This window comes from Burkholderia sp. KBS0801, assembly GCF_005937855.2.
GTDB lineage: Bacteria > Pseudomonadota > Gammaproteobacteria > Burkholderiales > Burkholderiaceae > Burkholderia > Burkholderia ambifaria.
Map to the genome: position 1 here is coordinate 1,175,943 of NZ_CP042177.1, position 24,743 is coordinate 1,200,685.

Sequence of the window (24,743 nt, forward strand, 5' to 3'; positions counted from 1 at the left end):
ATGAAACGTGATGAAGAGAAAGGGGGCGGGTCAGTACCCCCGGCCGCTCAGGCCTTCGCGAGCTTGATGCTGGTCGGCTCGGCCGTCAGGTAGCCGACGCAGGCGCCGAAGCGGTCCTTGTAGTTCGCGCGTACGAGCGGGTCGAGCGTCGACTTGACCTTGTCGTGCAGCGGCGTCTCCCAGTCGCCCACGTGCTGGAAGTTGCTCATGACGTAGGTCCAGCCGTTGATCTCGTCGACCGCGTGCAGGCCCGTCGATTCGGCGCCGGCCGGGCACGACAGCACGCGTGCGAGCGACTTCGTGTCGACGTTGTACGCCCACAGGAAGTTGTTGACGTGCATGCCCGAGTCTTCGCCGATGAAGAGCGTGCGCAGCTTTTCGGAGAACTTCAGGTTGTCGGGGTTCGCGATCTTGTCCGGGTTCGCGAGGTTGCCGAGCGCGTCGGCCGCGGCGAGGTCCTCGCCGACGAGCGCAGCCGGCGCAGCCATGTCGATCGGCACCCATTCGCTGTCGATCGCGCCGCCCGACGTGTCGCGCTGGCCGGCCTTCAGGTTCAGCGCATAGACGGCGCCCGCGGCGATCTTCTTGTCCACCGCGACATCGCGCGACACCGCGTTGCCCTTGACCATCGACGTCTCGATCCGCGACATCGCCGTGTAGACGATCTTGTCCTTCGCGTTCACCGTCGTGCCTTCGAGCTTCGTGAACGCCATGCTGCCGCCGATCAGCGCCGCATAGCGGTGCGTCTCGAGGAATGCGGCCGCCTTTTCCATCCCCGGCTTCACGCGCATCCAGTTGAACTTGCCGCCGAAATGGATCTTCGTGTAGCTCGCGTCGTTCGGGTCGGTCGTCGTCAGGTCCATGATGTCCGATGCCTTCAGCGTGTTCGCGAGCGTCTCGATCTCGCTGCTCGTCGCGTGGCCGATCCGGATCCACGTCAGCGTCGCGCTGCCGGCGCCGGCGGACGACGTCTGCGTCCACTTCGCGACGTACAGCGTGCCGGCCGACAGGTCGGCCGCCTTGTCGGCGACGAACATGAACAGGCCGCCGTTGGTGGCGTCGTCACCCATCATCACGGTGCGCTGGTCCGGCATCACCTGGATCAGCTCGTGCGAGATGCGGCCGAGGCAGTAGTGCTTCTTCACCGTGCCGGTGCCGTCCGGGTTCACCGTGATCTCGGGCAGGTGGCCGTAGTGATAGGGGTTCGCCTTCGTCTCGTCGCCGAACGTGTTCTTGCTGAATGCCTTGAACTGCGCGTCGGTCGCGGCCTTCGTCGCGTCCGGCTCGTATTCCTCGCTCGACAGGTGCGTGCCCCACGGCGACAGGCTCGCGCCGCAGGTGATCCACAGGCCGTGCGCGCTCGACGTGTCGACGTTGTGGTACTTGACGACCTTCAGCGCGCCGCTGGACGGATCCTGATCGAGCGTGATCACCGCGATCGGCGACGGCAGCTGGCCGTACTGCGATGCGCTTGCCTGGTCGCGCGTCGTGTATTCGAACTGCACGACCGCGAACACCGTGTTGCCCTTCACGCCGGCGACGTTCGCGTTCTTCAGCGTCAGCAGCGAGCTGCCGTCCGGGCAGTCCGAATAGAACTGGCGCTCCTTGCCGGCCACCGAGCGGTCGATGATCGGCTGGTTGTTGATGTCGTAGTAGCCGCCCGCGAGCGTCGTGCCGCCCTTGCCGTCCGGCACCATGTCGCCCGTCACGAAGAACGGCCGGTACGCCAGCTTGAAGTTGCGCGACGAGCCGTCCGAGAACGACACCGACAGCGTCGAGCCGACCGTCGTCGTGGCCATCGCGGCCGCGTTGTCGAGCGAGGGCGCGGCCATCGCCGAGAACGCCGCCGACGTGTATGCGGCGGCGGCCGGCGTCGCCGTCGGATTGTCGTCGCCGCCGCAACCGGTCAGCAGGGCCGGCAGCGCGAGGCCGGAGAGGGGCAGCATCGGCGCGCCTGCGAGGATCTTCAGGGCCTGACGACGGGAAGCATTGGGCAACGCGGGCATGTGGAGTCCAGTTTCAGATGTTGGAAGAATGGCCGTCGCGAAGCAGGCACGCAGCAAGCAAGGCGAAGGCAAGTTGAAAACTGGACCGAAGTGTAGGGATGCTAGATGAAAGTTTTTTGAATCGAAAACGTAATGACGCACCGGGCGTCCGTCAGGTGGGCTGGCGGACGCCGGTTTCGTGCTTGATGGTGTTCAATCGCGCTCGGGCGTCGCCGAGATGCGGTGGATCGACAGGTCGGCGCCGTCGAATTCGGCTTCGCGATCGAGGCGCAGCCCGACCGTCGCCTTCAGCGCGCCATACACGAGCGTGCCGCCCGCGGTGGCGATCGCGATGCCGCCGAGCGTGCCGATGAGCTGCGACACGAACGACACGCCGCCGAGGCCGCCGAACACGGGCTGCCCGAACACCCCGGCCGCGACGCCGCCGAGCGCGCCGCACAATCCGTGCAGCGGCCACACGCCGAGCACGTCGTCGATGCGCCATTTGTTCTGCACGCAGGTGAACATCGCGACGAATACCGCGCCGGCCGCGGCACCCGTGACGAGCGCGCCGATCGGGTGCATCACGTCGGAGCCCGCGCACACCGCGACGAGGCCCGCGAGCGGGCCGTTGTACGTGAAGCCCGGATCGTTGCGGCCGGCCATCCACGCGGCGAGCGTGCCGCCGACCATTGCCATCAGCGAGTTCACGGCGACGAGGCCGCTGATCTTGTCGAGCGTCTGCGCGCTCATCACGTTGAAGCCGAACCAGCCGACCGCGAGCACCCACGCGCCGAGCGCGAGGAACGGAATGTTCGACGGCGGATGCGCGGCGATCCGGCCGTCCTTCGCATAGCGGCCGTGGCGTGCGCCGAGCAGCAGCACGGCCGGCAGCGCGACCCAGCCGCCGAATGCGTGCACGACGACCGAGCCCGCGAAATCGTGGAACGGCGCGCCGAACGCATGCGTAAGCCAGTCCTGCACGCCGAAGCGGTCGTTCCATGCGATCCCTTCGAAGAACGGATAGATGAAGCCGACGATGATCAGCGTCGCGACGAGCTGCGGATTGAATTTCGCGCGCTCCGCGATGCCGCCGGACACGATCGCGGGGATGGCCGCCGCGAACGTCAGCAGGAAGAAGAAGCGCACGAGCGCGTAGCCGTTGTGCTGCGACAGCGTGCCGATGTCGTCGAAGAACTCGACGCCGTACGCGATCGTGTAGCCGATGAAGAAGTACGCGAGCGTCGACACCGAGAAGTCGACCAGTATCTTCACGAGCGCGTTGACCTGGTTCTTCTTGCGGACCGTGCCGAGCTCGAGGAATGCAAAGCCCGCGTGCATCGCGAGCACCATGACGGCGCCGATCAACAGGAACAGTGTATCGACGCCGGATTTCAGACCATCCATGCCGTGGCTTCCTTGCGCAAAAAATGCGCGAGGAATGCAAGTATCGAGCCAACTTGGTGAATCGCTGCGTGTAAATGGTGCGAAAGGCCGCGCGGTGCGGCATTCCGGTGAAGCATGCACAGTCGCGGGGCGGGCTGGATGCGGCGAGAGGAGCGCACCTTGTGCACGAACGTGGTGCGAAGCGTGCGCAACTGGTGCGTGCGACGCTCGGCGCGGTGCCGCGTGGTGCGCCGCGATGCACCGGTCTGGCGCGTCAGCGGCGCGCGAACAGCGTGCGCGGCCGCCGCAGCCGCAGCGCGCACGCGCACCAGTAGGCGGCGACGGCCGCGAGCCCAAGTGCCGCGAACGCGAGCGCGGCGACGCCCGCGTGCGACTGGCCGTCGCCGTCGGGGCCGAGGATGCCTTGCGCGACGATCAGCGCGGCCGTCCAGAAGCCGATCACCGCTTGAACGAGCAGGCGCGCGCACGCGACCCGGCGCGGACGCCCGACGGCACGCAGGCGCGTCGCGGACGGCGAGCGAAGACACAGGAACAGGGTGGTGGCGAGCACGGCGGCCAGCGCGATGAACCAGTCGATGAGGAAAGCCATGGAGAAGCGGGAAGCGGACGGAGCGGATGGAAGGCTGCCCACTTTAGTGTCGGCGCGCGTGCGATTGAATCAGACGAGTCCGAAATTGAAAGGGATTTTTAAGCGGGAGTGGTCAGTGGCCCTGTTCCACAAGCGGTATCATCGGCATCGGTCCAACCATTCAGGCCGTGCAGTGCACGGCCGGAGATTGCTGATGAAGATGAAGACTTCGCGGGCGCGTCGCGCGCCCGGGTTCATGCTGGCGGCCGCGGCCGCGGCCGTCGGTACGGTGCTGTTGCTCGCAGGCTGCGAGAAGTCCGGCACGCCGGCCCAGCAAGCCGATACGGCCGCGAGCGCGGCCACCGACGCCGCCAACAGCGCGGCCAAGGCGCTCGACCAGATGGCGAGCACCGTCAACCAGCAGCTCAATGCCGCGAAGGCCGGCATCGCCAGCGCGGCCTCGGCCGTGCCGCCGCTGTCCGCGAGCGGTCTCGCGTCGGCCGCGCAGGCACAGCTCGATGCGGCCGCTTCCGCGGTCGTCGCGCATGCGGCGTCCGAAGCGGGCGCGAAAATGGCGGAAGCCGGCAAGAAGCTGCAGCAGTGGAGCCAGCAGAATGCGTCCGGCGCGAAGCCTGCCAGCGGCGAGTAAGCCGGCACTTGCGCAATCCGAGAAATGTAATTATAGTGGTTACACATTGTCGCCGGCTGCCGTTCGGGCCGGCGTCGCCAGGTGAGTGAGGAATGAATACCAGCAGCCGGTTCGCGTTTGCCGTTCACGTGCTTGCCTTGCTGTCGATGCAGGAAGGCGCGCCGCTGTCGTCCGACATCATCGCGGGCAGCGTGAACACGAATCCGGCGCTGATTCGCCGTCTGCTGTCGATGCTGGCGGCCGCCGGGCTGACCACGTCGCAGCTCGGCGCGGGCGGCGGCGCGCTGCTGGCGCGCGAGCCGGGCGAGATCACGCTGCTCGACGTGTATCGCGCGGTCGACGATGCGCAGTTGTTCGCACTGCATCGCGAGGCGCCGAATCCCGCGTGTCTCGTCGGGCGGCACATCCAGGGCGTGCTGATCGACTACATCGGCGACGCGCAGCGCGCGATGGAAGCATCGCTTGCCACGCGCACGCTCGCGGATGTCACGGCCGACGTGCTCGAATCGGAGCACCGCAGCCGGCCCGCGGGAAGCGCCGGCGGGTGAGCTTGGGCGAGGGATGACGCAGGGTAGGAGGCCGGACGGCGCGCACGCGCGGCGGCCGGCACGACGGAGTTTCGCTCCGTTTTTTTTCGGTCTTATATGTAATCGCTTTAGTTACTTTTTCTTTCTGGAGAATCGACATGACGCAACGTACCCTGAACATCGCACTGTTTGGCGCCACCGGGATGATCGGTTCGCGCATCGCAGCGGAAGCCGCGCGCCGCGGCCATCGCGTGACCGCGCTGTCGCGCCACCCGGGCGCGTCCGCCGACGGCATCGTCGCGAAGGCGGCCGACCTGTTCGATGCGGCCAGCATCGCGGCCGCGCTGCCCGGTCACGACGTCGTCGCGAGCGCGTACGGTCCGAAGCAGGACGACGCCGCGAAGGTCGTCGCGGCGGCAAAGGCACTCGTGGCCGGCACGCGTCAGGCAGGCCTGAAGCGGCTCGTGGTGGTGGGCGGCGCCGGTTCGCTCGAAGTCGCGCCGGGCAAGCAGCTGGTCGACACCGAAGGCTTCCCGGACGCGTACAAGGCGGTCGCGCTCGCGCACCGCGATGCGCTCGACTATCTGCAAACGGTCGGTGATCTCGACTGGACGTTCTTCGCGCCGGCCGCGCTGATCGCGCCGGGCGAGCGCACGGGCACGTTCCGCACGGGCGTCGGCAAGCTGATCGTCGACGCGCAGGGCAACAGCAAGATATCGGCGGAAGACTACGCGGTCGCGTTCGTCGATGCGCTCGAGCAAGACAGCTTCGTGCGCGAGATCTCGACGGTCGCGTATTGAGCGACATCGCGACGTCACGGCGAGGCGGCGCGTGCGTGGCGCGTTTTCCGTGAACGTCCGTGAGCATCCGTAAGCGCCCGGCAGCCAGCGCGGTCGCAACGACTTCAGGCGATTCCACCTCGACGGGCGGAATCGCCTGTTTCGTTTGGGGTGCCGCTCACTGACAGGCAACCGCGCGCGGGATTCCGCGCATCGCGGCGTATCCCCAGCTGATTGGTATTTATCCCGGTCGACGCCGCGCAGCGGTTTCCATATCGTTCCCCGTCATGCACGATGTATAGAAAAAATTTCTATCTACGAAGGACTGGGGAAATGGATGCCATCGATCGCAAGCTGCTGGAGCTGTTGCAGGCAGATGCCACATTGCCGATCGCGGAACTCGCGCAGCGCGTGAACCTGTCGCAGACGCCCTGCTGGAAGCGCGTGCAGCGGCTCAAGGAAACCGGCGCGATCCGCGCGCAGGTCGCGCTGTGCGATCCACGCAAGCTCGGGGTCGGCACGACCGTGTTCGTCGCGATTCGGACGAACCAGCACACCGAGGAGTGGGCGCAGCGTTTCACGCAGGCCGTGCGCGACATGCCGGAAGTCGTCGAGGTGTACCGGATGAGCGGCGAGACCGACTATCTGCTGCGGGTCGTGGTGGCCGGCATCGACGATTACGATCGCGTCTACAAGCAGCTGATCCGCGCGGTGCCGCTGTTCGACGTGAGCTCGTCGTTCGCGATGGAGCAGATCAAGTATTCGACCGCGCTGCCGGTGCGCGATCTGTCCGAGCCGGCGTAGCGCGGTACGGCGGCTCGCACACAGCGCGCCGTCGTCGTCATCGCGCTCAGCGGCCGCGCGCCAGCGCCCGGGCGCGTTCGTCCGCCAGCGCGTCGCTGCGCACGAATTCCGCGACGAACGGGCTGGCCGGATGATGGTGCAGCGCGTACGGCGTGTCCCATTGCGCGAGCCGGCCATCCTTCATCACGCCGATCCGGTCGGCGATCGCGAACGCTTCCGCCTGGTTGTGCGTGACGAGGATCGCGGTGTGACCCGTGCGCTTCAGGATGTCGCGCAGCTCGAACGCGAGGCGCTCGCGCGTATCGACATCGAGATTCGAGAACGGCTCGTCGAGCAGCAGCAGCTCCGGCGACGGCGCGAGCGCGCGGGCGAGGGCGACGCGCTGCTGCTGGCCGCCCGACAGTTCGTGCGGATACGCGCTGCCCGCATCGGCGAGACCGACGAGTTCGAGCATGTCCGCGACGCGGGTGCGCTGCTCGGCCTTCGACATGCGCCGCAGGCCGAACGCGACGTTGTCGGCCGTGCTCAGGTGCGGGAACAGCGCATAGTCCTGGAACATCATCCCGATGCGTCGCCGCTCGGGCGGCACGTCGAGCGACGGCGCCGCGACGGGCGTGCCGTCCAGCACGATGCGCCCCATGCGCACCGGCTCGAAGCCCGCGATCGCGCGCAGCACCGTGGTCTTGCCGCAGCCCGAGGCGCCGAGCAGGCAACCGATGTCGCCGCGCGGCAGTGCGAGGCTCAGCCCGTCGACCACCGTGCGGCGGCCGTGCGGCGTGTCGTAGGCGACGCAGAGGTCGTCGAGTTCGAGCAGGTTCACGATGTCAGGCTCCGATCTTGTGACGGGTGCGCGCGAGCAGGATCACGGGCACGAGCCCGGCCAGCACGATCGCGAGCGCGGCGACCGCGCCTTCCTCATAGGTGCCGCGCGCGGCTTCCGCATACAGCCAGGTCGCGAGCGTGTCGAAATTCAGTGGGCGCAGCAGCAGCGTCGCCGGCAGCTCCTTCATCGCGTCGACGAAGACGAGCAGCGCGCTCGTCGTAAGCGCGGGTCGCAGCAGCGGCAGGTGCACGCGGCGCAGCGTGCCGCCGGCCGTTTCGCCGAGCGAGCGCGCGGCCTGTTCGAGCGACGGCGGAATGCGCGCGAGGCCCGCTTCGATGCTGCCGGTCGAGATCGCGAGAAAGCGCACGGTGTACGCGATCACGAGCGCGGCCGCCGAACCCATCAGCAGCAGCCCGTCGCGGCCGAGCGCCGCGCCGAGCAGCCGGTCGGCCGCCGCGAACGGGATCAGCAGGCCGATCGCGAGCACGGTGCCCGGCACCGCGTAGCCGAGGCAGGCGATGCGGGCACACGCGCGGGCCGGGCCCGCATGGGCGCTGTCGCGCCGCGCGCGTGCCGCCCAGGCGACGACGAGCCCGCAGGCAAGGGTGGTGACGGTCGCGGCGGCGGCGATCGTCAGCGTGTTCGCGAGCCCGGTCAGCAATTGCGCCGACACGCCGCCGACGAGATGCAGCCGCTTGCCGGTCTCGACCGCGAGGTACGCGGCCGGCGCGCCGAAGCCGATGAGCACCGGCAGCCAGCCGGCCACGGCGGCGCTCCACGCGGCCGCGCCGGTCAGCTTGCGCGGCGCGAGCGGACGCATGCGCCGGCCGTGCGCGTAGCGCTGGCGGCGACGCCCATAGCGCTCGAGCACGATCATGCCGACGACGATCGCGAGCATCGCGAGCGCGATCTGCGCGGCGCCGGCGAGATCGGAGCGCGTGATCCACGTCGTGTAGACCGAGACGGTCAGCGTCTGCACGCCGAGGAATTCCGACGCGCCGATGTCGTTCAGCGTTTCGAGCAGCGCGAGGCTCACGCCGACGGCGATCGCGGGCCGCGCGAGCGGCACGACGACGCGCCAGAATGTCGCGATACGTCCCGCGCCGAGCGTGCGCGCGGCTTCGAGCAGGCTCGCGGACTGCGTGACGAACATCGCGCGGGTGCTCAGGTATACGTACGGATACAGCACGAAGCCGAGCACGAAGATTGCACCGGGCAGCGAGCGCAGGTCGGGCAGGCGGAACTGGCGCGGGCTGTCGAAGCCGAGCAGCCAGCGGATCGCGCCCTGCACGGGGCCGATCGGGTGGAGCAGGTCGAGATACGCGAACGCGACGATATAGGTGGGCACCGCCAGCGGCAGCAGCAGCGCCCACGTCAGTATCCGGCGGCCGGGAAAGTCGTACGCGGTGACGAGCCATGCGCAGCCGGTACCGACCACCGTGACGATCGCGCCGACGCCGGCGAGCAGCAGCAGCGTATTGGCGAGCGCCTGCGGCAACACGAACGCGCCGAGATGTTTCCAGTGCGCGAGATCGGCGCCGAACGCGGCAGCCACCAGCACCGCGAGCGGCGCCGCGACCGCCGCGGCGATCGCGACGGCCGCGCCGAGCCAGAGGCTGCCCGCGCGCGAACGCAACGACCGGCGGCGCGCGCGGACGAACGATGCGTCAGTTGTCAAAGCCGACCTTGTCGACGAGCTGGCTGGCCGCCTTGCGATGCTTCGCGATGTCGGCCAGCGGCAGCGGATCGACCTTCAGCGTGCCGAAGCTCGCGATCACCGGATCGAGCTTCACGTTCGCGCGCACCGGGTATTCGTAGTTCGCCTGCGCATAGAGCGCCTGTGCTTGCGGCGACACGAGGTATTCGAGCAGCTTCACCGCGTTGGCCTTGTTCGGCGCGTGCTTCGCGACCGTCGCGCCGCTGATGTTGACGTGCGTGCCGCCGCTCTTCGCGTTCGCGAACGTCGGCCGCACGACCTTGATCGCGTCGCCCCACTTGCGCGCATCGGTGCCCGGCTCCGCGTTCTTCATGTGACCCACGTAGTACGCGTTGGCGAGGCCCACGTCGCAGATCCCGCCGAGAATGTCGCGCGCGACGTCGCGGTCGCCGCCCGTCGCCTTGCGCGCGAGGTTCGCCTTCACGCCGCGCAGCCACTTTTCGGTCGCGGCTTCGCCGTCGTGCGCGATCATAGCCGCGACGAGCGCCGTGTTGTACGGATGCTGCCCCGAGCGGATGCAGACCTTGCCCTTCCATTTCGGATCGGCGAGATCCTCGTAGCGGAACGCGTCGACCTTCAGGTCCTTCTCCACATACAGCACGCGATCGCGCAGCGACAGCGCGTACCAGTCGCCCTGCGCGCCGCGCAGGTTCGCGGGAATCGCGTCGTCGAGCACCTTCGAGCGCACCGGCTGCGCGAGCCCACCGTCGACGAGGTCGAGCAGGTTGCCGATGTCGACCGTCATCAGCACGTCGGCCGGCGACTGCGCGCCTTCCGCCTTCACACGCTCGAGCAGGCCGTCCTTCACGAATACCGTGTTGACCTTGACGCCGCTCTGCTGCGTGAACGCGTCGATCAGCGGCTGGATCAGCTTCGGTTCGCGGGTGGTGTACAGGCTCACTTCCTCGGCGGCGTGGGCCAGCGGCGCGAATGCGGCGACGGCAACGGCGAGGGCGCCGACGAGCGGCAGCAGGCGGGTGCGCGGATTCGACATGGAGACTCCGGTGAGGCAGGCGGACGAAGAGGCGTTCCGGGGCGTGCCTGCCACCCGAGCGACCCGAAACATTACAAAGCGAAAGATTCTGGATTCTAGATCGAAATGGGAATGATTATCAAATGAAAGGTGTCGGAAGGCTGGACGGAAGGCGGGACGAGGGGGACGTAACGGGGCGTCGCGGCGCGGGCGCAAGCGCGTAGAATGCCCGCTTCAACGAATTCGACGGAGCCGGACCGACCATGAACGATCAGCGCAAGAAGAACCCTGTCCGCAACGTGAGCATCCTGATCGTCGTGGCCGTGCTGCTCGTGATCGGGACGATCGCGTACAACGCGATCTCGCAGAAGCACGCGTACGACGAGGCCCATCCGGCCGAGGCCGCGAGCGCCGCGTCGCACTGACGCCGGCACGGCGGGCCTGATCGCTGCGGCCTGGTTGGCTGGGTGCGCAAGCGACGTTGGGGAACAGCAGGAGGAGCGGCGGGCGACGCAATGCGTCGCGCCGGGACAGACGCGGGCGCCGGACCCGGCGCGCCGCATGGGAAGGTCAGTCGTGCGTCAACGTGACGCAGCCGCGAACTTCGGGCGGATCCGTGCGTAGAACACGACCGCGAGCAGCACGAGCCATCCCGCGCCGACGTAGAGCGCGACCCGCGTGTCATCGAACCACCCGAGCATCACGATCACGAAACCCATGAACGCGATCGTCAGCGCGGGCGCGACCGGCCACAGCGGCACCTTGAACTTTAGCGCGGCGAGTTCCGCGCTCGACAGGCGACGGCGCATCGCGACCTGCGACAGCAGGATCATCAGCCATACCCACACGGTCGCGAACGTCGCGATCGCGGCGACCACCAGGAACACGTCCTTCGGCATCAGATAGTTGAGCACCACGCCGACCAGCAGCGCGCCGGCCATCACGAGCACCGTGACCCACGGCACGCCGTGCCGCGACGTTGTCGTCAGCACGCGCGGCGCCTGACCCTGCCGCGCCATCCCGAACATCATCCGGCCCGCGCCGAAGATGTCGCTGTTGATCGCCGAGATCGCCGCGCTGATCACCACGAGGTTGAGGATCGTCGCGGCCGACTTCACGCCGAGCGCCGAGAAGATCTGCACGAACGGGCTGCCGTCGCTGCCGACGCCGGTCCACGGGCTGATCGACATCAGCACGACCATCGTCAGCACGTAGAACAGCAGGATCCGCACGGGTACCGCGTTGATCGCGCGCGGAATCACGCGCTCCGGATCCTTCGCCTCGCCGGCGCTCATCCCGATCACCTCGATGCCGCCGTACGCGAAGATCACGACCGACAGCGACGCGATGAGGCCGCCGATCCCGTTCGGGAAGAAGCCTCCATGGTTCCACAGGTTCGCGAATGTCGGCACGTCGGCCGAATGGCCGAAGTGCATGCCGGTCAGCAGGATCGCGACGCCGCCGCCGATCATCGCGACGATCGCGCCGACCTTGATGATCGACAGCCAGAATTCGAGCTCGCCGAACACCTTCACGTGGCACAGGTTCAGCCCGCAGATGACCGCGACGACGCCGAGCACCCAGATCCATTGCGGCACGTCCGGAAACCAGAAGCTCATGTAGATGCCGAACGCGGTGATGTCGGCGATCGCGACGATCACCATTTCGAGCGTGTAGGTCCAGCCGGTGACGAAGCCGGCGAACGGGCCGAGGTTTTCGGTCGCGTAGTGGCCGAACGAGCCGGCGACGGGTTCGCGCACGGCCATCTCGCCGAGCGCGCGCATCACCATGTAGACGGCCGCGCCGCCCAGGATGTAGGCCAGGATCACCGCCGGGCCCGCGAGCTGGATCGCGGACGCCGAGCCGTAGAACAGGCCGGTACCGATCGCCGAGCCCAGCGCGAGAAAGCGGATGTGCCGTGCGCCCAGATGGCGCTGCAGGTTCTTCATCGAGTCTCCGATATCGTTATGCGACGGACCGGGCGAGCAGGGCCGGCCCGGTCGGCTCAAGTTGTATATACAACTTGAATGTGAACGAATGATAACAAGCCCGGCCATGTGACCGGAATCGGGTATTCCCTGACTGGCGCAACCGGTTGAATCGCGGGTGGGGCAATCGCGCGGCGCGCGCACGGGCCGCGTGGGGCGGGCGGGTCATGCTATGGAACGGTATTGCGGGAGCGGGAAAGCGGTGGAGCGCCGCCGGTCGGCTCGCTTGCATGCGCGGCCGGCCGGCGGCGGGAACGACGTCATGCGGTCATGCAGGAAGGCGGATCACGCTCGCGTCCTTGCGGATCAGCAACGACGACGCGAGCATCTGCTTGCACTGGTGCGCGAGCACCTTCAGGTCGTGCGTGAGCTCGGCGCCCACCGCGTCGGATTTTTCCGCGGACACGACCATCGCGTCGAGGTCGCGCGTGATCTGCTTCGTCGCATCGAGCCGGTCGGCCGGCGGCGGCTCGCCGGCTTCCGCCTTCTCGAGGTTCTCCAGCACGGCGGACAGGCCGCGGTGCAGCGCGTCGTCGTGGACGAGGGTCTCGTCGGCCGCGCATGCGCTGCGGATCAGCGGCGCGGCGGCGGTGATCTGCGCGCCGAGGACATGCGTCTGCACGAGCAGGTCGTTCAGCTCCGGCACGAAGCGCTGATGCGCCTTCGGCTCGATCATCATCCGCTGGAACGCCTGGCCGAGGTTCGCGAACGCGATATGCACGTCCTTGCGCGCGAGGCGGTAGCGGTAGTCGTCGTCGAGGGCGGTGGTGGGCGCTTCGATCGCCGCGGCGACGACCGGCACGACCGCCGCGCCGTCGGCAGTCGGCACGGGCGGCGGCGATGCGCCCCGTCCGGCGCGCCACACGGCCTCGAAATACTTGCGGGTCGACGTCAGCATGTCGGTGACGAGCTTGCCCATCAGCCGGTATTCCCAGTACGGGAACAGGCGGCTCGCGGCGATCGCGATCATGCAGCCGACCACGGTGTCGATCGCGCGCTCGCCGATGATCCGCATGCTGCCCGGCGCGAGCAGGTGGAACATCAGCAGCACGTACGACGACGTGAACACGACGCTCGCCGCGTAGTTGAACAGCAGCAGGCTGTAGCTCATCACCATCGAGCCGAACATGATCGCGATCAGCAGGTGCGGCTCCTTCACCGTGTAGATCAGCGCGATGCTCGCCGCGCAGCCGATCAGCGTGCCGACGATACGCTGCGCATTGCGCTGCTTGGTGAGCGAGTAGCCGGGCTTCAGGATGATGATGGTCGTCATCACGATCCAGTATGCGTTCGTGAGCGGCAGCAGCCGGCCGAGCCAGAAGCCGACCGCCACCGCGATCGTCACGCGCAGCGCGTGGCGAAAGCTCGGCGAGCGCATGTTCAGGTTCGAGAAGATCAGCAGCGGCGACATCCGGCGCCGCTGCAGGAAGCGCGTGAGCGCCTTGTCGATCTTCAGTTCCATCTGCTGCGGGTCGGCATGGCCCGACAGGTTGCGGCGCATCCGGTCGATCAGGCGCGTCGCGCTCCAGATGCGCCGGAACGTCGCGAGCACGGCCGCGTACGCTTCCGCATTGCTGGCCGGGAAGTTCTTCTTGCGCATCAGCTCGATCTCGTACTCGATCGCGCGCAGTTCGGCCTTCACGCTGATTCGCGAATGCGGCGCGCGGTTTTCGAGCACCGCGAGGCCGATCTGCTCGAGATCGGCGGCTGCCTTGCGGATCAGGTCGCGGTAGAAAATGATCAGATCCGAGCCGCCGAAGGTGTTACGCACGAGCGGATAGTCGGTGTGCGCGCCCACGAACAGCTCGTGCAGGTCGACGCTGTTGATGAACAGGTTGTACATCGTCGCGCGGCCGGGATCGAGCTTGCCGCGACGCAGCTTCGGCAGATTGCGCAACACGATGTCGCGCGCGGTTTCCTGCGTTTCGACCGCGGTGATCTGCTTCGCGACGAGGTTGCGGTAGCACTCGTCGAGATCGGCGTCGAGATCGTAGAACTGCGCGCGCGCGAGCAGGTAGTCGGCGCAGGCGAACAGGCTTTCGGCGAGCGCCTGCTGTTCGATCCGGCGCGCCTGCCATTGCGACACGAGCGTCGCCCAGTACGTGTACCAGAGGCCGCCCGCGAGAATCCAGCCCGCGTTGACGAACGCCTCCAGCGGCGTGAACTTCTCCTCGAGCGTCATCACCATCATGAACAGCGTCGCGAAGCTGATCTGCGGCCAGCGGTTGCCGTAGACGACGATCAGCGACAGCACGAACGTGAGCGGCACGATCGTCAGCCACAGCCCGAAGATGTTCGGCGTGGCGAGGCCGGTTGCGAGCGCGGCCAGGAAGCCGATCACGCTGCACGCGAGCATTTCGTTGTGCTTGTACTTCAGCGGGCCCGGCATGTCGACGACGCACGCGCCGAGCGCGCCGGTCGAGATCGTGAAGCCGAGCTCCCGGTTGTGAAACACGATCAGGCACAGTACGGCCGGCAGCGACACGCCGACCGCGATCCGCAGGCCGCCGAAAAAGTACTGGCTGTAGAGAAACTTTCTGATTTCGACCGAATAGCGCATCGATGGGCTGAATGACAGACGAAGACGCCGGGGCGGCGTATTGACTGGCGACGAGTCTATCGTATTTCGCGGTCCGCAAAACCTGGCCGTTCGGACGAGCTTCGTGGTGCCGGGCCTTTTGCTATCCTTGGTGCTTCTGTTCGCCCGGCCCGGCCGGCGCGACGCTTCGACACCCGCTTGATGCTCCATCTCTTCTATTCGAACCGTCACGAAACGCTCGCCGACGCACTGCTCGACGACCTCGCCGCGTTCCCGGCCCGCAACGGCCCGTGGGCGCCGCAGCAGGTCATCGTGCCGAGCGCGGCGCTCCGCCGCCGGCTCGAGCTCGACATCGCCGCGCGCCACGGCGTGTGCGCGAACGTCGAGTTCACGTATCTCGCGCAATGGCTGTGGGCGCAGATCGGCCGCGTGCTGACGGTGCCCGCGCGTTCGCCGTTCGCACCCGACCGCCTCGTATGGCGCTGCTACCGGTTGTTCGCGCAGGCCGAGGGGGACGCGCCGTGGCTCGCGTCGCCGCGGCTGGCCGCGTATCTGTCCGCATCCGACGACGCGATGCGCTACGAGCTGGCGCAGCGCGTCGCGGCCGTGCTCGATCATTACCTGACCTATCGGCCCGAATGGCTGGCCGCGTGGCAGGCCGGCGAGTCGGTGCTCGCGGGCGACGCCGCGCCGCGCGGGATCAGCGATGCCGCACGCGACGACGAGCACTGGCAGGCCGCGCTGTGGCGCGCGCTGCTCGCCGAGCTGAGCGACAGCGGCACGCCGCCCGCGCATCGCTTCCTCGTGGAGGCGCGCAACCTCGATCCCGAAACCGTCGCGCGCGCCGACTGGCCGGAATCGGTCAGCGTGTTCGCGCTGCCGACGATGCCGCCGCTGCACGTCGCGCTGCTGCGCGAGCTGTCGCGCTGGATCGACGTGCGCGTCTATGCGCTCAACCCGTGCCGCGAATTCTGGTTCGACATCGTCACCGCCGCGCATGCCGAGGCGCTCGATGCGGCCGGCCGGCTCGACTATCAGCAAGTCGGCCATCCGTTGCTCGCGGAGTGGGGCCGGCAGACGCAGGCGCAACTGCACATGCTGCACGAACTGACCGAGAGCGCCGCATTAGGCGACGCGTCGCGCTTCGTCGGCAATCCCGCGCCGACCTGGCTCGCGCGCGTGCAGAACGCGATCCTCGACCTGCAGCCGGAGGCCGAACTCGGCGAAGCGCCGGCCGAGCACGGGATCGAGGTGCACGTGTGCCACAGTCTCGCGCGTCAGCTCGAAGTGCTGCATGACCGCCTGCTCGCGTGGTTCGACGCCGACGCGACGCTGCAGCCGTCCGATGTGCTGGTGGCGGTCGCCGATCTTGCGGCGGCCGGGCCGCTGATCGATGCGGTGTTCGGCACGGCGGGCGCCGGCGGAGCGCGCGTGCCTTACCGGATCACCGGCCTGCCGCCGTCGCAGGCGAACCCGGTCGCGCGCGTGCTGCTCGAATGGCTCGCGTTGCCGGAGCGGCAGGTAGGCGCGCCGGAGCTGGTCGAATGGCTGCGCGTCGACGCGGTCGCGGCCCGTTACGGCATCGACGCCGCCGCGCTCGAGACAGTGCAGACCTGGCTCGCGGCCGCCGGCGCGCGGCGCGGGCTGTCGCCGACGGCGAGCGACGATGCGGCGGTGCCGGCGCCGCGCCATACATTCTCCGATGCGCTCGCGCGGCTCTTTCTCGGCTATGCGATGCCCGAAGGCGCGGCCCCGGTCGGCGCGTGGCTGCCGATCGAGGCGGCCACCGGCAGCGAGGCCGAACTGCTCGGCCGGCTCGCGCGCTTTACCGACGATCTCGATGGCTTTTCGCGGCGGCTCGCCAGCGCGCATACGCCGCGCGCATGGAGCGAACTGTTCGCCGACACCCTCGCGCGCTTCTTCGATTCCGGCGCCGCGTATGCCGATGCGCTCGCGGGCGTGCGCGACGCGCTCGACGCGATGCTCGCCGCGATGACGGAAGGCGCGCCCGACGAGGCGTTGCCGGCGGCCGTCGTGCGCGCGGGTCTGACGGCCGCGCTCGACGATCCGGCGCGCGGCGGGGTGCCGTGGGGCGGCGTCACGTTCTCGTCACTGACGAGCTTGCGCGGCTTGCCGTACCGCGTCGTGTGCCTGCTCGGCATGGACGACGGCGTGCTGCCGAGCCTCGCGCGCGCGGACGAGTTCGACCTGATGGCCGTCCTGCCGAAGCTCGGCGATCGCCAGCGCCGCGACGACGAGCGCAACCTGTTTCTCGACCTGCTGCTCGCCGCGCGCGACCGGCTGCTGATTGCCTATACGGGGCGAAGCATTCGCGACAACGCGCCGTTGCCGCCCGCGGCGCTCGTCGACGAACTGCTCGACCATCTCGCGCTCGTCACGGCCGGCGCGGACACCGCACCGGGCGCGGTCGATGCCGCGCGGCGCGCGTTTATCGTCGAGCATCCGCTGCAACCGTTCGCGGCCGAGTATTTCCGGCCCGGCAGCGAACTGGCGTCGTACGACGCCGAGCGCGCGACGCTCGCGTCGCTGCTGGCGGCCGAAGCCGCGCGCGACGCAACGCGCGAGCAGCCGTTCTTCGCGCAGCCGCTGCCGGCCGAGCCGGTCGAGCCCATTGCATTCAACGAATTCGAACGTTTCTGGCGCCATCCGGCCCGCGCGCTGCTGCGCGCGCGGCTCGGCATCGTGTTGTCCGACGCGCAGGCCGAACTGCTCGACACGGAGCCGTTCGCACTCGACTTCGCCGGCAGCGACGCGCTCGCCGAGCGCGTGCTGCCGCTCCTGATCGAATCGGACGAAGGCGGCGTGCACGATCATGCGCTGCGCATCGCGGACACCAGCCCCGAACTGCCCGGCGGCGCGACGGGTGCCGTCTGGCGCGACCAGGCGCTCGGCTCGATGATGCAGCTTGCGTCGAACGTGCGCCGTGCGCTGGCCGACGGCATGGAGCGGCGGCCGTTCACGCTCGCGATCACGCCCGCATGGCCCGACACCGACCAGGCGCTGTTCGGTGCCGATGACGCGATGCTGTCGGGCGACGCGCTGAGTGCGCCGCTCGAATTGCACGGCACGCTGAACAGGGTGACGCCGGCGGGCCAGATCATCTATCGCTATGCGCGGCCGAGCGCGCGTGACTACCTGTCCGCGTGGCTTGCGCACCTCGTCTATTGCGCGGTGGAGCCCGACGGCCCGCGCCGCACTATGTGGTTCGGCAGTGGCGGCGCATTCGAGCTCACGCCGGTCGCGACGCCGCTCGAGCGGCTCGCGCCGCTCGCCGCGCTGTTTCGCGCGGGGCGGCGCATGCCGCTGCGGTTTTTCCCGCGCAGCGCATGGGCGCGCGTTTCCGACGGCGAGGCAAAGGCAGCGAGCGTCTGGATCAACGAGCGCGTGGTGAGCGAGGCGGACGATCCGGCCATCGCGATCGCGTGGCGCGGCGCCCATCCGTCGCTCGACGAGCCGTTCGGCACACTTGCGCGGATCGTGTTCGAGCCGATGCTGGAACATCTGAAGGAGATCGCATGAGCGCCGCATCGCAGCCGCAGGCGGCGCTCGAACTCGACGTGTTCGCGTGTCCGCTCGGCGGCGTCAACCAGATCGAGGCGTCGGCCGGTACCGGCAAGACGTGGAACATCTGCGCGCTGTACGTGCGCCTGCTGCTCGAGAAGGATCTCGGCGCGGACGAAATCCTCGTCGTGACCTTCACGAAGGCCGCGACCGCCGAACTGCACGAGCGGATCCGCGGGCGGCTCGCGCAGCTCGCGCATGCACTCGATACCGGTGACGACGGCGGCGATCCGTTCGTCGCGCGCCTGCTCGAGACGACACTCGGCGACGCCGGCACGCTCGACCCCGAGACCGCCGCGAAGCGGATCCGGCGCGCGTTGCGTGCCTTCGACCAGGCGGCGATCCACACGATCCACGCGTTCTGCCAGCGTGCGCTGCAGGAAGCGCCGTTCGCGGCCGCGATGCCATTCGCGTTCGACATGCAGGCCGACGATGCGGCGCTGCGCTTCGAACTCGCGGCGGACTTCTGGCGCACGCGCGTCGAACCAATGGCCGCGCGCTGGCCCGGCTTCGCGACGTGGCTCGTCGATTCGGGCGCGGGCCCGGCCGCGCTCGACGCCCAGCTTGCGCGCCGGTTGAAGAAGCCGCTCGCCGCGCTGCGCTGGGACGGCGTCGTCGAACCGGACGAATCGGCGGAGGCCGCTGCCGCCGAGTGCTTTGCGGAGGCGGCGCGGCTGTGGGCCGACGAGCGCGATGCGATCGACGCGTTGCTGCGCACTGCGCAGCCCGCGCTCAACCAGCGCTCGCACAAGCCCGACGCGCTCGCCGATGCGCTCGCCGCGTGGAGCGCGCATTTCGCGCAGGGCGATGCCGCGGCCGCGCTGCCGAAGGCGGCGCTCAAGCTCACGCGCACCGCGCTCGCGAAGGCGACGAAAAAGGGCGGCGTGACGCCCGAGCACGCGTTCTTCGACGTGGCCGACGCGCTCGAAGCGGCGGTGGCCGCGGCCGAGGCCACGCAGCGCGCCCGCTGGCTCGCGCTGATCGCCGACTGGCTCGACACCGCGCCGGGCGAGCTGGCCGAACGCAAGCGTACGCGGCGCGTCGTGTCGTTCGACGATCTACTCGCGAACCTGTATCACGCGCTGCATGCGCACCCGTGGCTTGCCGAGACGCTGCGCGCGCGCTATCCGGCCGCGCTGATCGACGAATTCCAGGATACCGACCCGCTGCAGTTCGCGATCTTCAACCGGATCTTCGCGCCGGGCGGGCCGCTCTTTCTCGTCGGGGACCCGAAGCAGGCGATCTACAGCTTCCGCGCGGCGGATCTGCATACCTATCTCGCCGCACGGGCAAGCGCGAGCGCGTGCTATACGCTCGCGGTCAACCAGCGCTCGACGCCGGCGATCGTCGACGCGTGCAACCGCTTCTTCATGTCGAACCCGCGCGCGTTCGTGCTCGACGGGCTCGACTATTACGCGGTGCGCGCCGGCACGCGCGTGCGCGCACCGTTCGTCGACGCAACGGATCCGGGCCCGGCCGGCGATTTCCGGATCTGGTCGCTGCCGGGCGGCGATGGCACGCTGCTCAAGCGCGAGGCGCAGGCGCAGGCCGCCCAGGCGTGCGCGGCCGAGATTGCCCGGCTGATGCGCGGCGCGCGCGAGGGCCATGCGCGGCTCGGCGATACGCCGCTGTCGCCGGGCGACATCGCAGTGCTGGTGCAGACACACCGGCAGGGCAGTCTCGTGAAGCGCGTGCTCGCCACGTGGGGTATCGGCAGCGTCGAGCTCGCGCAGGCGTCGGTGTTTTCGACCGGCGATGCGGAGCAGCTCGAGCGCGTGCTGGCGGCGATCGACGCGCCGGGCGACTTGCGGCGCTTGCGTTCGGCGCTGGCCGCCGACTGGTTCGGCCTCGATGCCGGTGCGCTGTGGCGGATGGAGCAGGGCGACGGCGACGCGTCGCGCGAAGCGGCTGACAGCGCGGACGCGATGAGCTGGGTCGAGCGCTTCTCGCGCTATCGGCTGCTGTGGCGCGAACGCGGCTTCGCGGTGATGTGGCGCACGTTCACGCGCGAGCTGCGCATCGCCGAGCGGCTGATGGCGGGTGCGGACGGCGAGCGCCGCGTGACCGACATCAACCATCTGGCCGAACTGACGCAGGCGCGCGCGTCCGCGCAGCCGGGCATCGCACCGACGCTGCGCTGGCTCGCCGCGCAACGGCTCGACGGTGGCGGCGAGGAAGCCCAACTGCGCCTGGAATCCGATCGCAACCTCGTGCAGATCGTGACCGTGCACAAGTCGAAGGGCCTCGAATACGCGGTCGTGTTCTGTCCGTTCCTGAACGACGGCGGGCTGCGCGAGCCGCCCGCGTCGGGGTTGCCGGACGCGCGCGAGTATCACGACGACGCGGGCGACGCCGTGCTGCATTACGGGTGCGACGACGAAGCCGCCGAGCATGCCGCGCGCCAGGCGCTGCGCGAACAGGCGGCGGAACGCGCGCGGCTCGTCTACGTGGCGCTCACGCGCGCGGTGTATCGGTGCTATCTCGTCGCCGGGCCTTATCTGTCGTCGCGCTCGACCCGCGAGGCACGGCGCAGCGTGCTGAACTGGCTCGTGGCCGGCGCCGGCCAGTCGTTCGACGCTTGGCTCGACGAGCCGCCCGACGAAGCGGTGCTCGACTCGGCGTGGCAAGCACTGGCCGGCGGCCCGGTGAGCGTTGCACCGTTGCCGGTGCCGGCTCGGCGCGAACGGCTCGCGGCCGGCCACGATGCAACGCAGACGCTCGCGGCGCGCCATGCGACGCGCGTGCTGCGCGACGCGTGGCGGATGGCGAGCTTCAGTTCGCTGACGTCGTCGATGGCACGCGAGGAGGCGGGCGTCGCGGTCGTGCCGGACGACGAGCTTCGGCCTGATCACGATGCGCTTGCCGCCGTGGCGCCGGATGGTGCGTTCGTCGCGGCCGACACGGTTGCATCCGAGCCGCCGGACGACGACATCCTCCGGTTTCCGCGCGGTGCGGCAGCGGGCGAGTGCCTGCACCGCCTGTTCGAACTCAGCCGCTTCACGGAGCCCGATTCGTGGTACCAGGCAGCGCTCGGCGCGCTGCACGACCGGCCGGTCGAGGCCGAGCCCGAACTCGCGACGCGTCTGCCGGCGATGATGGCGCGGCTCGTCGACGATGTCGTGCGTACGGAGCTCGTGCCGGGCATGCGGCTTGCGGATCTCGACCCAACCAGGCGGCTCGACGAAATGGGTTTCCTGTTCCCGGCGCCCTCGCTCGAGCTGGGCGCGCTGCGCCGGCTGCTGGTGGCGCACGGCTATCCGGACGTTGCGCTCGACTCGGGCATGCTCGCCGGTTTCATCAAGGGTTTCATCGACATGATCCTCGAACACGACGGCCGGTTCTGGATCGTCGACTGGAAGTCGAACCATCTCGGCAATACGCCGGATGCGTATGGCCCGCGCGCGCTCGACGTCGCGATGTCCGATCACGCGTATCACCTGCAGGCGCTGCTCTATACGGTCGCGCTGCATCGCTATCTGCGCGGGCGGCTGCCCGACTACGACTACGACACGCATATGGCGGGCTACCTGTACCTGTTCGTGCGTGGCGTGCGGCCCGACTGGCGCAGCGGCGGCGAACCGGCCGGCGTGCATGCGCGGCGGCCCGCGCGCGAACTCGTCGACGCACTCGACCGGATGATGGAAGGGGGCCGCGCATGAACGCGTCCGACGATACGCTCGAATTCACCGGCGGCCTCGTCGCGCGCCTGCCCGAGCCCGCGGATTTCGGCATCGCGCTCGCGGAAGGATTCGCGCGCCGCATGGGTGACCTGTCGCGCCGCGCGGGTGCGCCGGCCGTGGCCGCGCGCTGGGCGGCGCGTGCCGCGTTCGCGGCGAGCCGTGCGACCGCGGGCGGCCACGTGTGCGTGTCGCTCGGCGCGCTCGCGCAGCGCTACGAGGAGCCGGTCGACGACGTGCGCGCGGCGCTTGCCGCGAGCGGCGTGGTGGCGTTCGGTACGCTCGCGCGCGGCGACGAGCGGCCGCTGATCGTCGACCGGCTCGACCATCTGTATCTGTCGCGCTATTTCGACTACGAACGGCGGCTCGCCGATGCGCTCGTCGCGCAGGCCGGCGTCGCCGCACCGGGCGACGCGCTGTCGCCCGAGCGCTTGCGCGACAGTCTTGCGCGTTACTTCGGGCCCGCGACCGGCGAGGTGGACTGGCAGCGCGTCGCCGCGATCGTTGCGCTGACCGGGCGTGTGACGATCGTCAGCGGCGGCCCCGGCACCGGCAAGACGACGACCGTCGTCGGCGTGCTGGCTTGTCTGCTCGACGCGCATCCGGGGCTGCGCATCGCGCTGGCGGCGCCGACCGGCAAGGCCGCGCAGCGGATGCAGGAAGCGCTGCACGCGCGGGCGGGCGATCTGCCGCCGGAACTTGCCGCGCGCCTGCCCGACACGTCGTACACGCTGCATCGCCTGCTGGGCGGCGGCGGGGCGGCGGGCTTCCGCCATCACCGCGACAATCCGTTGCCGTATGACCTGATCGTCGTCGACGAGGCGTCGATGATCGACGTCGCGCTCGCCGCGCATCTGCTCGATGCGCTCGCGCCCGGCGCACGGCTCGTGCTGCTGGGCGACAAGGATCAGCTCGCCGCGGTCGAGGCCGGCGCCGTGTTCGCCGAGCTCAGCGCACGGCCGACGTTTACCGCCGCGGCACGCACGCGCATCGCGGGTGCACTCGGGATCGACGAAGCGGCTTTCGTCGCGGCGTTGCCGGTGCCCGACGGCGAGGCGGCGGCGGTTGCGGCGACCACTCAAGCTCCGGCCCCAGCGCCGGCTCCGGCATCCGCGCCGGTGTCGACGAGCGCTGCGCGCAGGCCGCCGGCGCGGCGGAACGTGGATACGCGCCAGGCGTCGCTGTTCGACGACGATCCGCAGGACGAAGCGATGTCCGCTGCCGATGTCGCCGCGCCGCCGGCCGCTTCGTTGTCACCTGCGGCGGCCGCGCCGACCGACATCGATAGTGTTGGCGCTTCCGCCGATCCAGCATGGATCGAGGCCGACGAACTCGCGTGGCTCGACGCGATCGAGCTCGCGCCATTCGATCCGGCCGATGCAGCCGATGCGGCAAATGCGTCGCTTGCATCCACCGCCGCAACGCAAGCCGACGACCCCGCCGCAGCGTCACCCGCACCCGCACCGCTTGCAGACTGCGTCGTATGGCTCGAACGCAATTACCGTTTCGGTCTCGATTCGCCGATCGGCCGCCTGTCGCTGGCGATCCGCCGCGGCGACGTGCAGGCCGCGCTCGATGCGTTGCCGGCGGACGATGCCGCTGCCGCGTCGTTTCATGACGACGCGGGCGATACGCTTGCGGCGTCGACGGTCGAGCGGCTCGCGCGCCGGTTCGCCGCGTACCTCGACGCATTGCGTACCGCGTTGTCCGAGCCGGTGCCCGATCCGTTGCCGCTGTTCGATGCGCTCAATCGCTTCCGGATCCTGTGCGCGACGCGCACCGGATCGCGCGGCGCCGAGCACGTCAATGCGCTGGTGGCCACGCACGTGCGACAGGCCGCGCGCGTGCCGCTCGCAGTCGGTGCACACTGGTTCACCGGGCGGCCGATCATGGTCACGCGTAACGACTATGCGCTCGGACTGTTCAACGGCGACATCGGCATCGCATTGCCGGACGCGCACGGCGTGCTGCGCGTGTGGTTCCGGCGCGCGGACGGCACTGCGCGCGCCGTGTCGCCCGCCGCGCTGCCGCCGCACGAAACGGCGTTCGCGCTGACGGTCCACAAGTCGCAGGGCTCCGAATTCGACGAGGCCGCGCTCGTGCTGCCGGCGTCGTTCGGGCGCGTGCTCACGCGCGAACTCGTCTATACGGCCGTCACGCGCGCACGCACGCGCGTGCAGGTGATCGGTCTGCGGCGCGTGCTCGCGCAGGCAGTCGCGACGCGCACGCAACGCGATTCGGGCCTTGCGGCCCGCGTCGACGAGGCGCTCGCGCGGCGTCGCAAGGAGCCGTCGCGATGATGATCCGCTACACGCTCGATCCGGCCGAAGTCGAATGGACCGCCGTGCGCGCGCAGGGCGCTGGCGGACAGAACGTCAACAAGGTCTCGAGCGCGATTCATCTGCGCTTCGACATTCGCGCGTCGTCGCTGCCGCCCGTCATCAAGGAGCGGCTCCTCGCGCTGTCCGACCAGCGCATCACGCGCGACGGCATCGTCGTGATCAAGTCGCAGGAATACCGCACGCAGGAGAAGAACCGCGACGCGGCGCTCGCGCGGCTCGATGCGTTGATCGGCAGCGTCGCGTACACGCCGCGTGCGCGGGTCGCGACACGCCCGACGCGTGCATCGAAGGAGCGGCGGCTGGAACACAAGTCGCGTCGCAGCGCGGTGAAGTCGGGAAGAGGGAAGGTGACGGACTGACGAAGGGCCGTGCCGGTCGGCGTG

The 24,743-nt window shown here is 69.3% G+C and carries 17 protein-coding genes; 9 read left to right on the forward strand and 8 right to left on the reverse strand.

Annotation, left to right across the window (positions count from 1 at the left end):
- Positions 1 to 47: 47 nt before the first annotated feature.
- From FFI87_RS05795 to FFI87_RS05805, 3 genes are all read right to left on the reverse strand, one after another.
- The gene (locus tag FFI87_RS05795) at positions 48 to 2,006 is read right to left on the reverse strand and encodes a PhoX family protein (RefSeq protein WP_138848017.1); all 1,959 of its coding nucleotides are present in this window, start codon (positions 2,004 to 2,006) and stop codon (positions 48 to 50) included.
- A gap of 192 nt (positions 2,007 to 2,198) precedes the next feature.
- Complete coding sequence (locus FFI87_RS05800; protein WP_138848016.1) at positions 2,199 to 3,392, reverse strand: ammonium transporter; 1,194 nt, start codon at positions 3,390 to 3,392, stop codon at positions 2,199 to 2,201.
- Positions 3,393 to 3,645: 253 nt separating this feature from the next.
- Positions 3,646 to 3,981 (reverse strand): hypothetical protein, encoded by a 336-nt coding sequence (locus tag FFI87_RS05805; protein ID WP_138848015.1) that lies wholly within the window; start codon positions 3,979 to 3,981, stop codon positions 3,646 to 3,648.
- Between the two features lie 193 nt (positions 3,982 to 4,174).
- Here FFI87_RS05805 and FFI87_RS05810 point away from each other — a divergent pair, with 193 nt between their 5' ends.
- From FFI87_RS05810 to FFI87_RS05825, 4 genes are all read left to right on the forward strand, one after another.
- Complete coding sequence (locus tag FFI87_RS05810) at positions 4,175 to 4,609, forward strand: hypothetical protein (protein ID WP_138848014.1); 435 nt, start codon at positions 4,175 to 4,177, stop codon at positions 4,607 to 4,609.
- Between the two features lie 92 nt (positions 4,610 to 4,701).
- A complete protein-coding gene (locus tag FFI87_RS05815; RefSeq protein ID WP_006754319.1) occupies positions 4,702 to 5,157 on the forward strand; it encodes an Rrf2 family transcriptional regulator in 456 nt (151 codons plus the stop codon).
- Between the two features lie 137 nt (positions 5,158 to 5,294).
- Positions 5,295 to 5,936 carry an NAD(P)-dependent oxidoreductase gene (locus FFI87_RS05820; RefSeq protein ID WP_012363469.1) on the forward strand — a complete coding sequence of 214 codons (642 nt, stop codon included), beginning with the start codon at positions 5,295 to 5,297 and terminating at the stop codon, positions 5,934 to 5,936.
- A gap of 312 nt (positions 5,937 to 6,248) precedes the next feature.
- Positions 6,249 to 6,719 (forward strand): Lrp/AsnC family transcriptional regulator, encoded by a 471-nt coding sequence (locus tag FFI87_RS05825; RefSeq protein ID WP_006754321.1) that lies wholly within the window; start codon positions 6,249 to 6,251, stop codon positions 6,717 to 6,719.
- A gap of 46 nt (positions 6,720 to 6,765) precedes the next feature.
- Here FFI87_RS05825 and FFI87_RS05830 read toward each other — a convergent pair whose 3' ends face one another.
- The 3 genes from FFI87_RS05830 to FFI87_RS05840 are packed head-to-tail and all read right to left on the reverse strand — an operon-like array spanning position 6,766 to position 10,253.
- Positions 6,766 to 7,539, reverse strand: coding sequence for an ABC transporter ATP-binding protein (locus FFI87_RS05830; protein WP_138848013.1), 774 nt, complete (start codon positions 7,537 to 7,539; stop codon positions 6,766 to 6,768).
- A 4-nt stretch (positions 7,540 to 7,543) separates the two neighbouring features.
- Entirely contained in the window at positions 7,544 to 9,220 is a 1,677-nt protein-coding gene (locus tag FFI87_RS05835) for an ABC transporter permease (protein WP_138848012.1), read from the reverse strand.
- A complete protein-coding gene (locus tag FFI87_RS05840) occupies positions 9,210 to 10,253 on the reverse strand; it encodes a Fe(3+) ABC transporter substrate-binding protein (RefSeq protein ID WP_012363472.1) in 1,044 nt (347 codons plus the stop codon). Before FFI87_RS05840 ends, FFI87_RS05835 begins: the two co-directional genes overlap by 11 nt.
- A gap of 242 nt (positions 10,254 to 10,495) precedes the next feature.
- Here FFI87_RS05840 and FFI87_RS05845 point away from each other — a divergent pair, with 242 nt between their 5' ends.
- Complete coding sequence (locus tag FFI87_RS05845) at positions 10,496 to 10,657, forward strand: hypothetical protein (RefSeq protein WP_006754390.1); 162 nt, start codon at positions 10,496 to 10,498, stop codon at positions 10,655 to 10,657.
- 156 nt (positions 10,658 to 10,813) lie between these two features.
- Here the strand turns inward: FFI87_RS05845 and FFI87_RS05850 are convergent, their stop codons facing one another.
- Positions 10,814 to 12,181 (reverse strand): amino acid permease, encoded by a 1,368-nt coding sequence (locus FFI87_RS05850; RefSeq protein ID WP_012363473.1) that lies wholly within the window; start codon positions 12,179 to 12,181, stop codon positions 10,814 to 10,816.
- A gap of 307 nt (positions 12,182 to 12,488) precedes the next feature.
- Entirely contained in the window at positions 12,489 to 14,780 is a 2,292-nt protein-coding gene (locus tag FFI87_RS05855; protein ID WP_138848011.1) for an FUSC family protein, read from the reverse strand.
- Positions 14,781 to 14,960: 180 nt separating this feature from the next.
- Here FFI87_RS05855 and recC point away from each other — a divergent pair, with 180 nt between their 5' ends.
- The 4 genes from recC to arfB are packed head-to-tail and all read left to right on the forward strand — an operon-like array spanning position 14,961 to position 24,719.
- The gene (gene recC / locus FFI87_RS05860) at positions 14,961 to 18,299 is read left to right on the forward strand and encodes an exodeoxyribonuclease V subunit gamma (RefSeq protein WP_138848498.1); all 3,339 of its coding nucleotides are present in this window, start codon (positions 14,961 to 14,963) and stop codon (positions 18,297 to 18,299) included.
- Entirely contained in the window at positions 18,296 to 22,000 is a 3,705-nt protein-coding gene (recB, locus tag FFI87_RS05865; protein ID WP_138848010.1) for an exodeoxyribonuclease V subunit beta, read from the forward strand. The genes recC and recB overlap by 4 nt, the downstream gene beginning before the upstream one ends.
- The gene (locus FFI87_RS05870; RefSeq protein ID WP_138848009.1) at positions 21,997 to 24,318 is read left to right on the forward strand and encodes an AAA family ATPase; all 2,322 of its coding nucleotides are present in this window, start codon (positions 21,997 to 21,999) and stop codon (positions 24,316 to 24,318) included. Before recB ends, FFI87_RS05870 begins: the two co-directional genes overlap by 4 nt.
- Positions 24,315 to 24,719, forward strand: coding sequence for an alternative ribosome rescue aminoacyl-tRNA hydrolase ArfB (arfB, locus tag FFI87_RS05875; protein ID WP_012363478.1), 405 nt, complete (start codon positions 24,315 to 24,317; stop codon positions 24,717 to 24,719). The genes FFI87_RS05870 and arfB overlap by 4 nt, the downstream gene beginning before the upstream one ends.
- The last annotated feature ends 24 nt before the right edge of the window (positions 24,720 to 24,743 follow it).

Coding starts and splice junctions, on each gene's coding strand:
- FFI87_RS05795 (WP_138848017.1), bottom strand. CDS start 2,006: ATGCCCGCGTTGCCCAATGCTTCCCGTCGTCAGGCCCTGAAGATCCTC.
- FFI87_RS05800 (WP_138848016.1), bottom strand. CDS start 3,392: ATGGATGGTCTGAAATCCGGCGTCGATACACTGTTCCTGTTGATCGGC.
- FFI87_RS05805 (WP_138848015.1), bottom strand. CDS start 3,981: ATGGCTTTCCTCATCGACTGGTTCATCGCGCTGGCCGCCGTGCTCGCC.
- FFI87_RS05810 (WP_138848014.1), top strand. CDS start 4,175: ATGAAGATGAAGACTTCGCGGGCGCGTCGCGCGCCCGGGTTCATGCTG.
- FFI87_RS05815 (WP_006754319.1), top strand. CDS start 4,702: ATGAATACCAGCAGCCGGTTCGCGTTTGCCGTTCACGTGCTTGCCTTG.
- FFI87_RS05820 (WP_012363469.1), top strand. CDS start 5,295: ATGACGCAACGTACCCTGAACATCGCACTGTTTGGCGCCACCGGGATG.
- FFI87_RS05825 (WP_006754321.1), top strand. CDS start 6,249: ATGGATGCCATCGATCGCAAGCTGCTGGAGCTGTTGCAGGCAGATGCC.
- FFI87_RS05840 (WP_012363472.1), bottom strand. CDS start 10,253: ATGTCGAATCCGCGCACCCGCCTGCTGCCGCTCGTCGGCGCCCTCGCC.
- FFI87_RS05845 (WP_006754390.1), top strand. CDS start 10,496: ATGAACGATCAGCGCAAGAAGAACCCTGTCCGCAACGTGAGCATCCTG.
- FFI87_RS05850 (WP_012363473.1), bottom strand. CDS start 12,181: ATGAAGAACCTGCAGCGCCATCTGGGCGCACGGCACATCCGCTTTCTC.
- FFI87_RS05855 (WP_138848011.1), bottom strand. CDS start 14,780: ATGCGCTATTCGGTCGAAATCAGAAAGTTTCTCTACAGCCAGTACTTT.
- recC (WP_138848498.1), top strand. CDS start 14,961: ATGCTCCATCTCTTCTATTCGAACCGTCACGAAACGCTCGCCGACGCA.
- recB (WP_138848010.1), top strand. CDS start 18,296: ATGAGCGCCGCATCGCAGCCGCAGGCGGCGCTCGAACTCGACGTGTTC.
- FFI87_RS05870 (WP_138848009.1), top strand. CDS start 21,997: ATGAACGCGTCCGACGATACGCTCGAATTCACCGGCGGCCTCGTCGCG.
- arfB (WP_012363478.1), top strand. CDS start 24,315: ATGATGATCCGCTACACGCTCGATCCGGCCGAAGTCGAATGGACCGCC.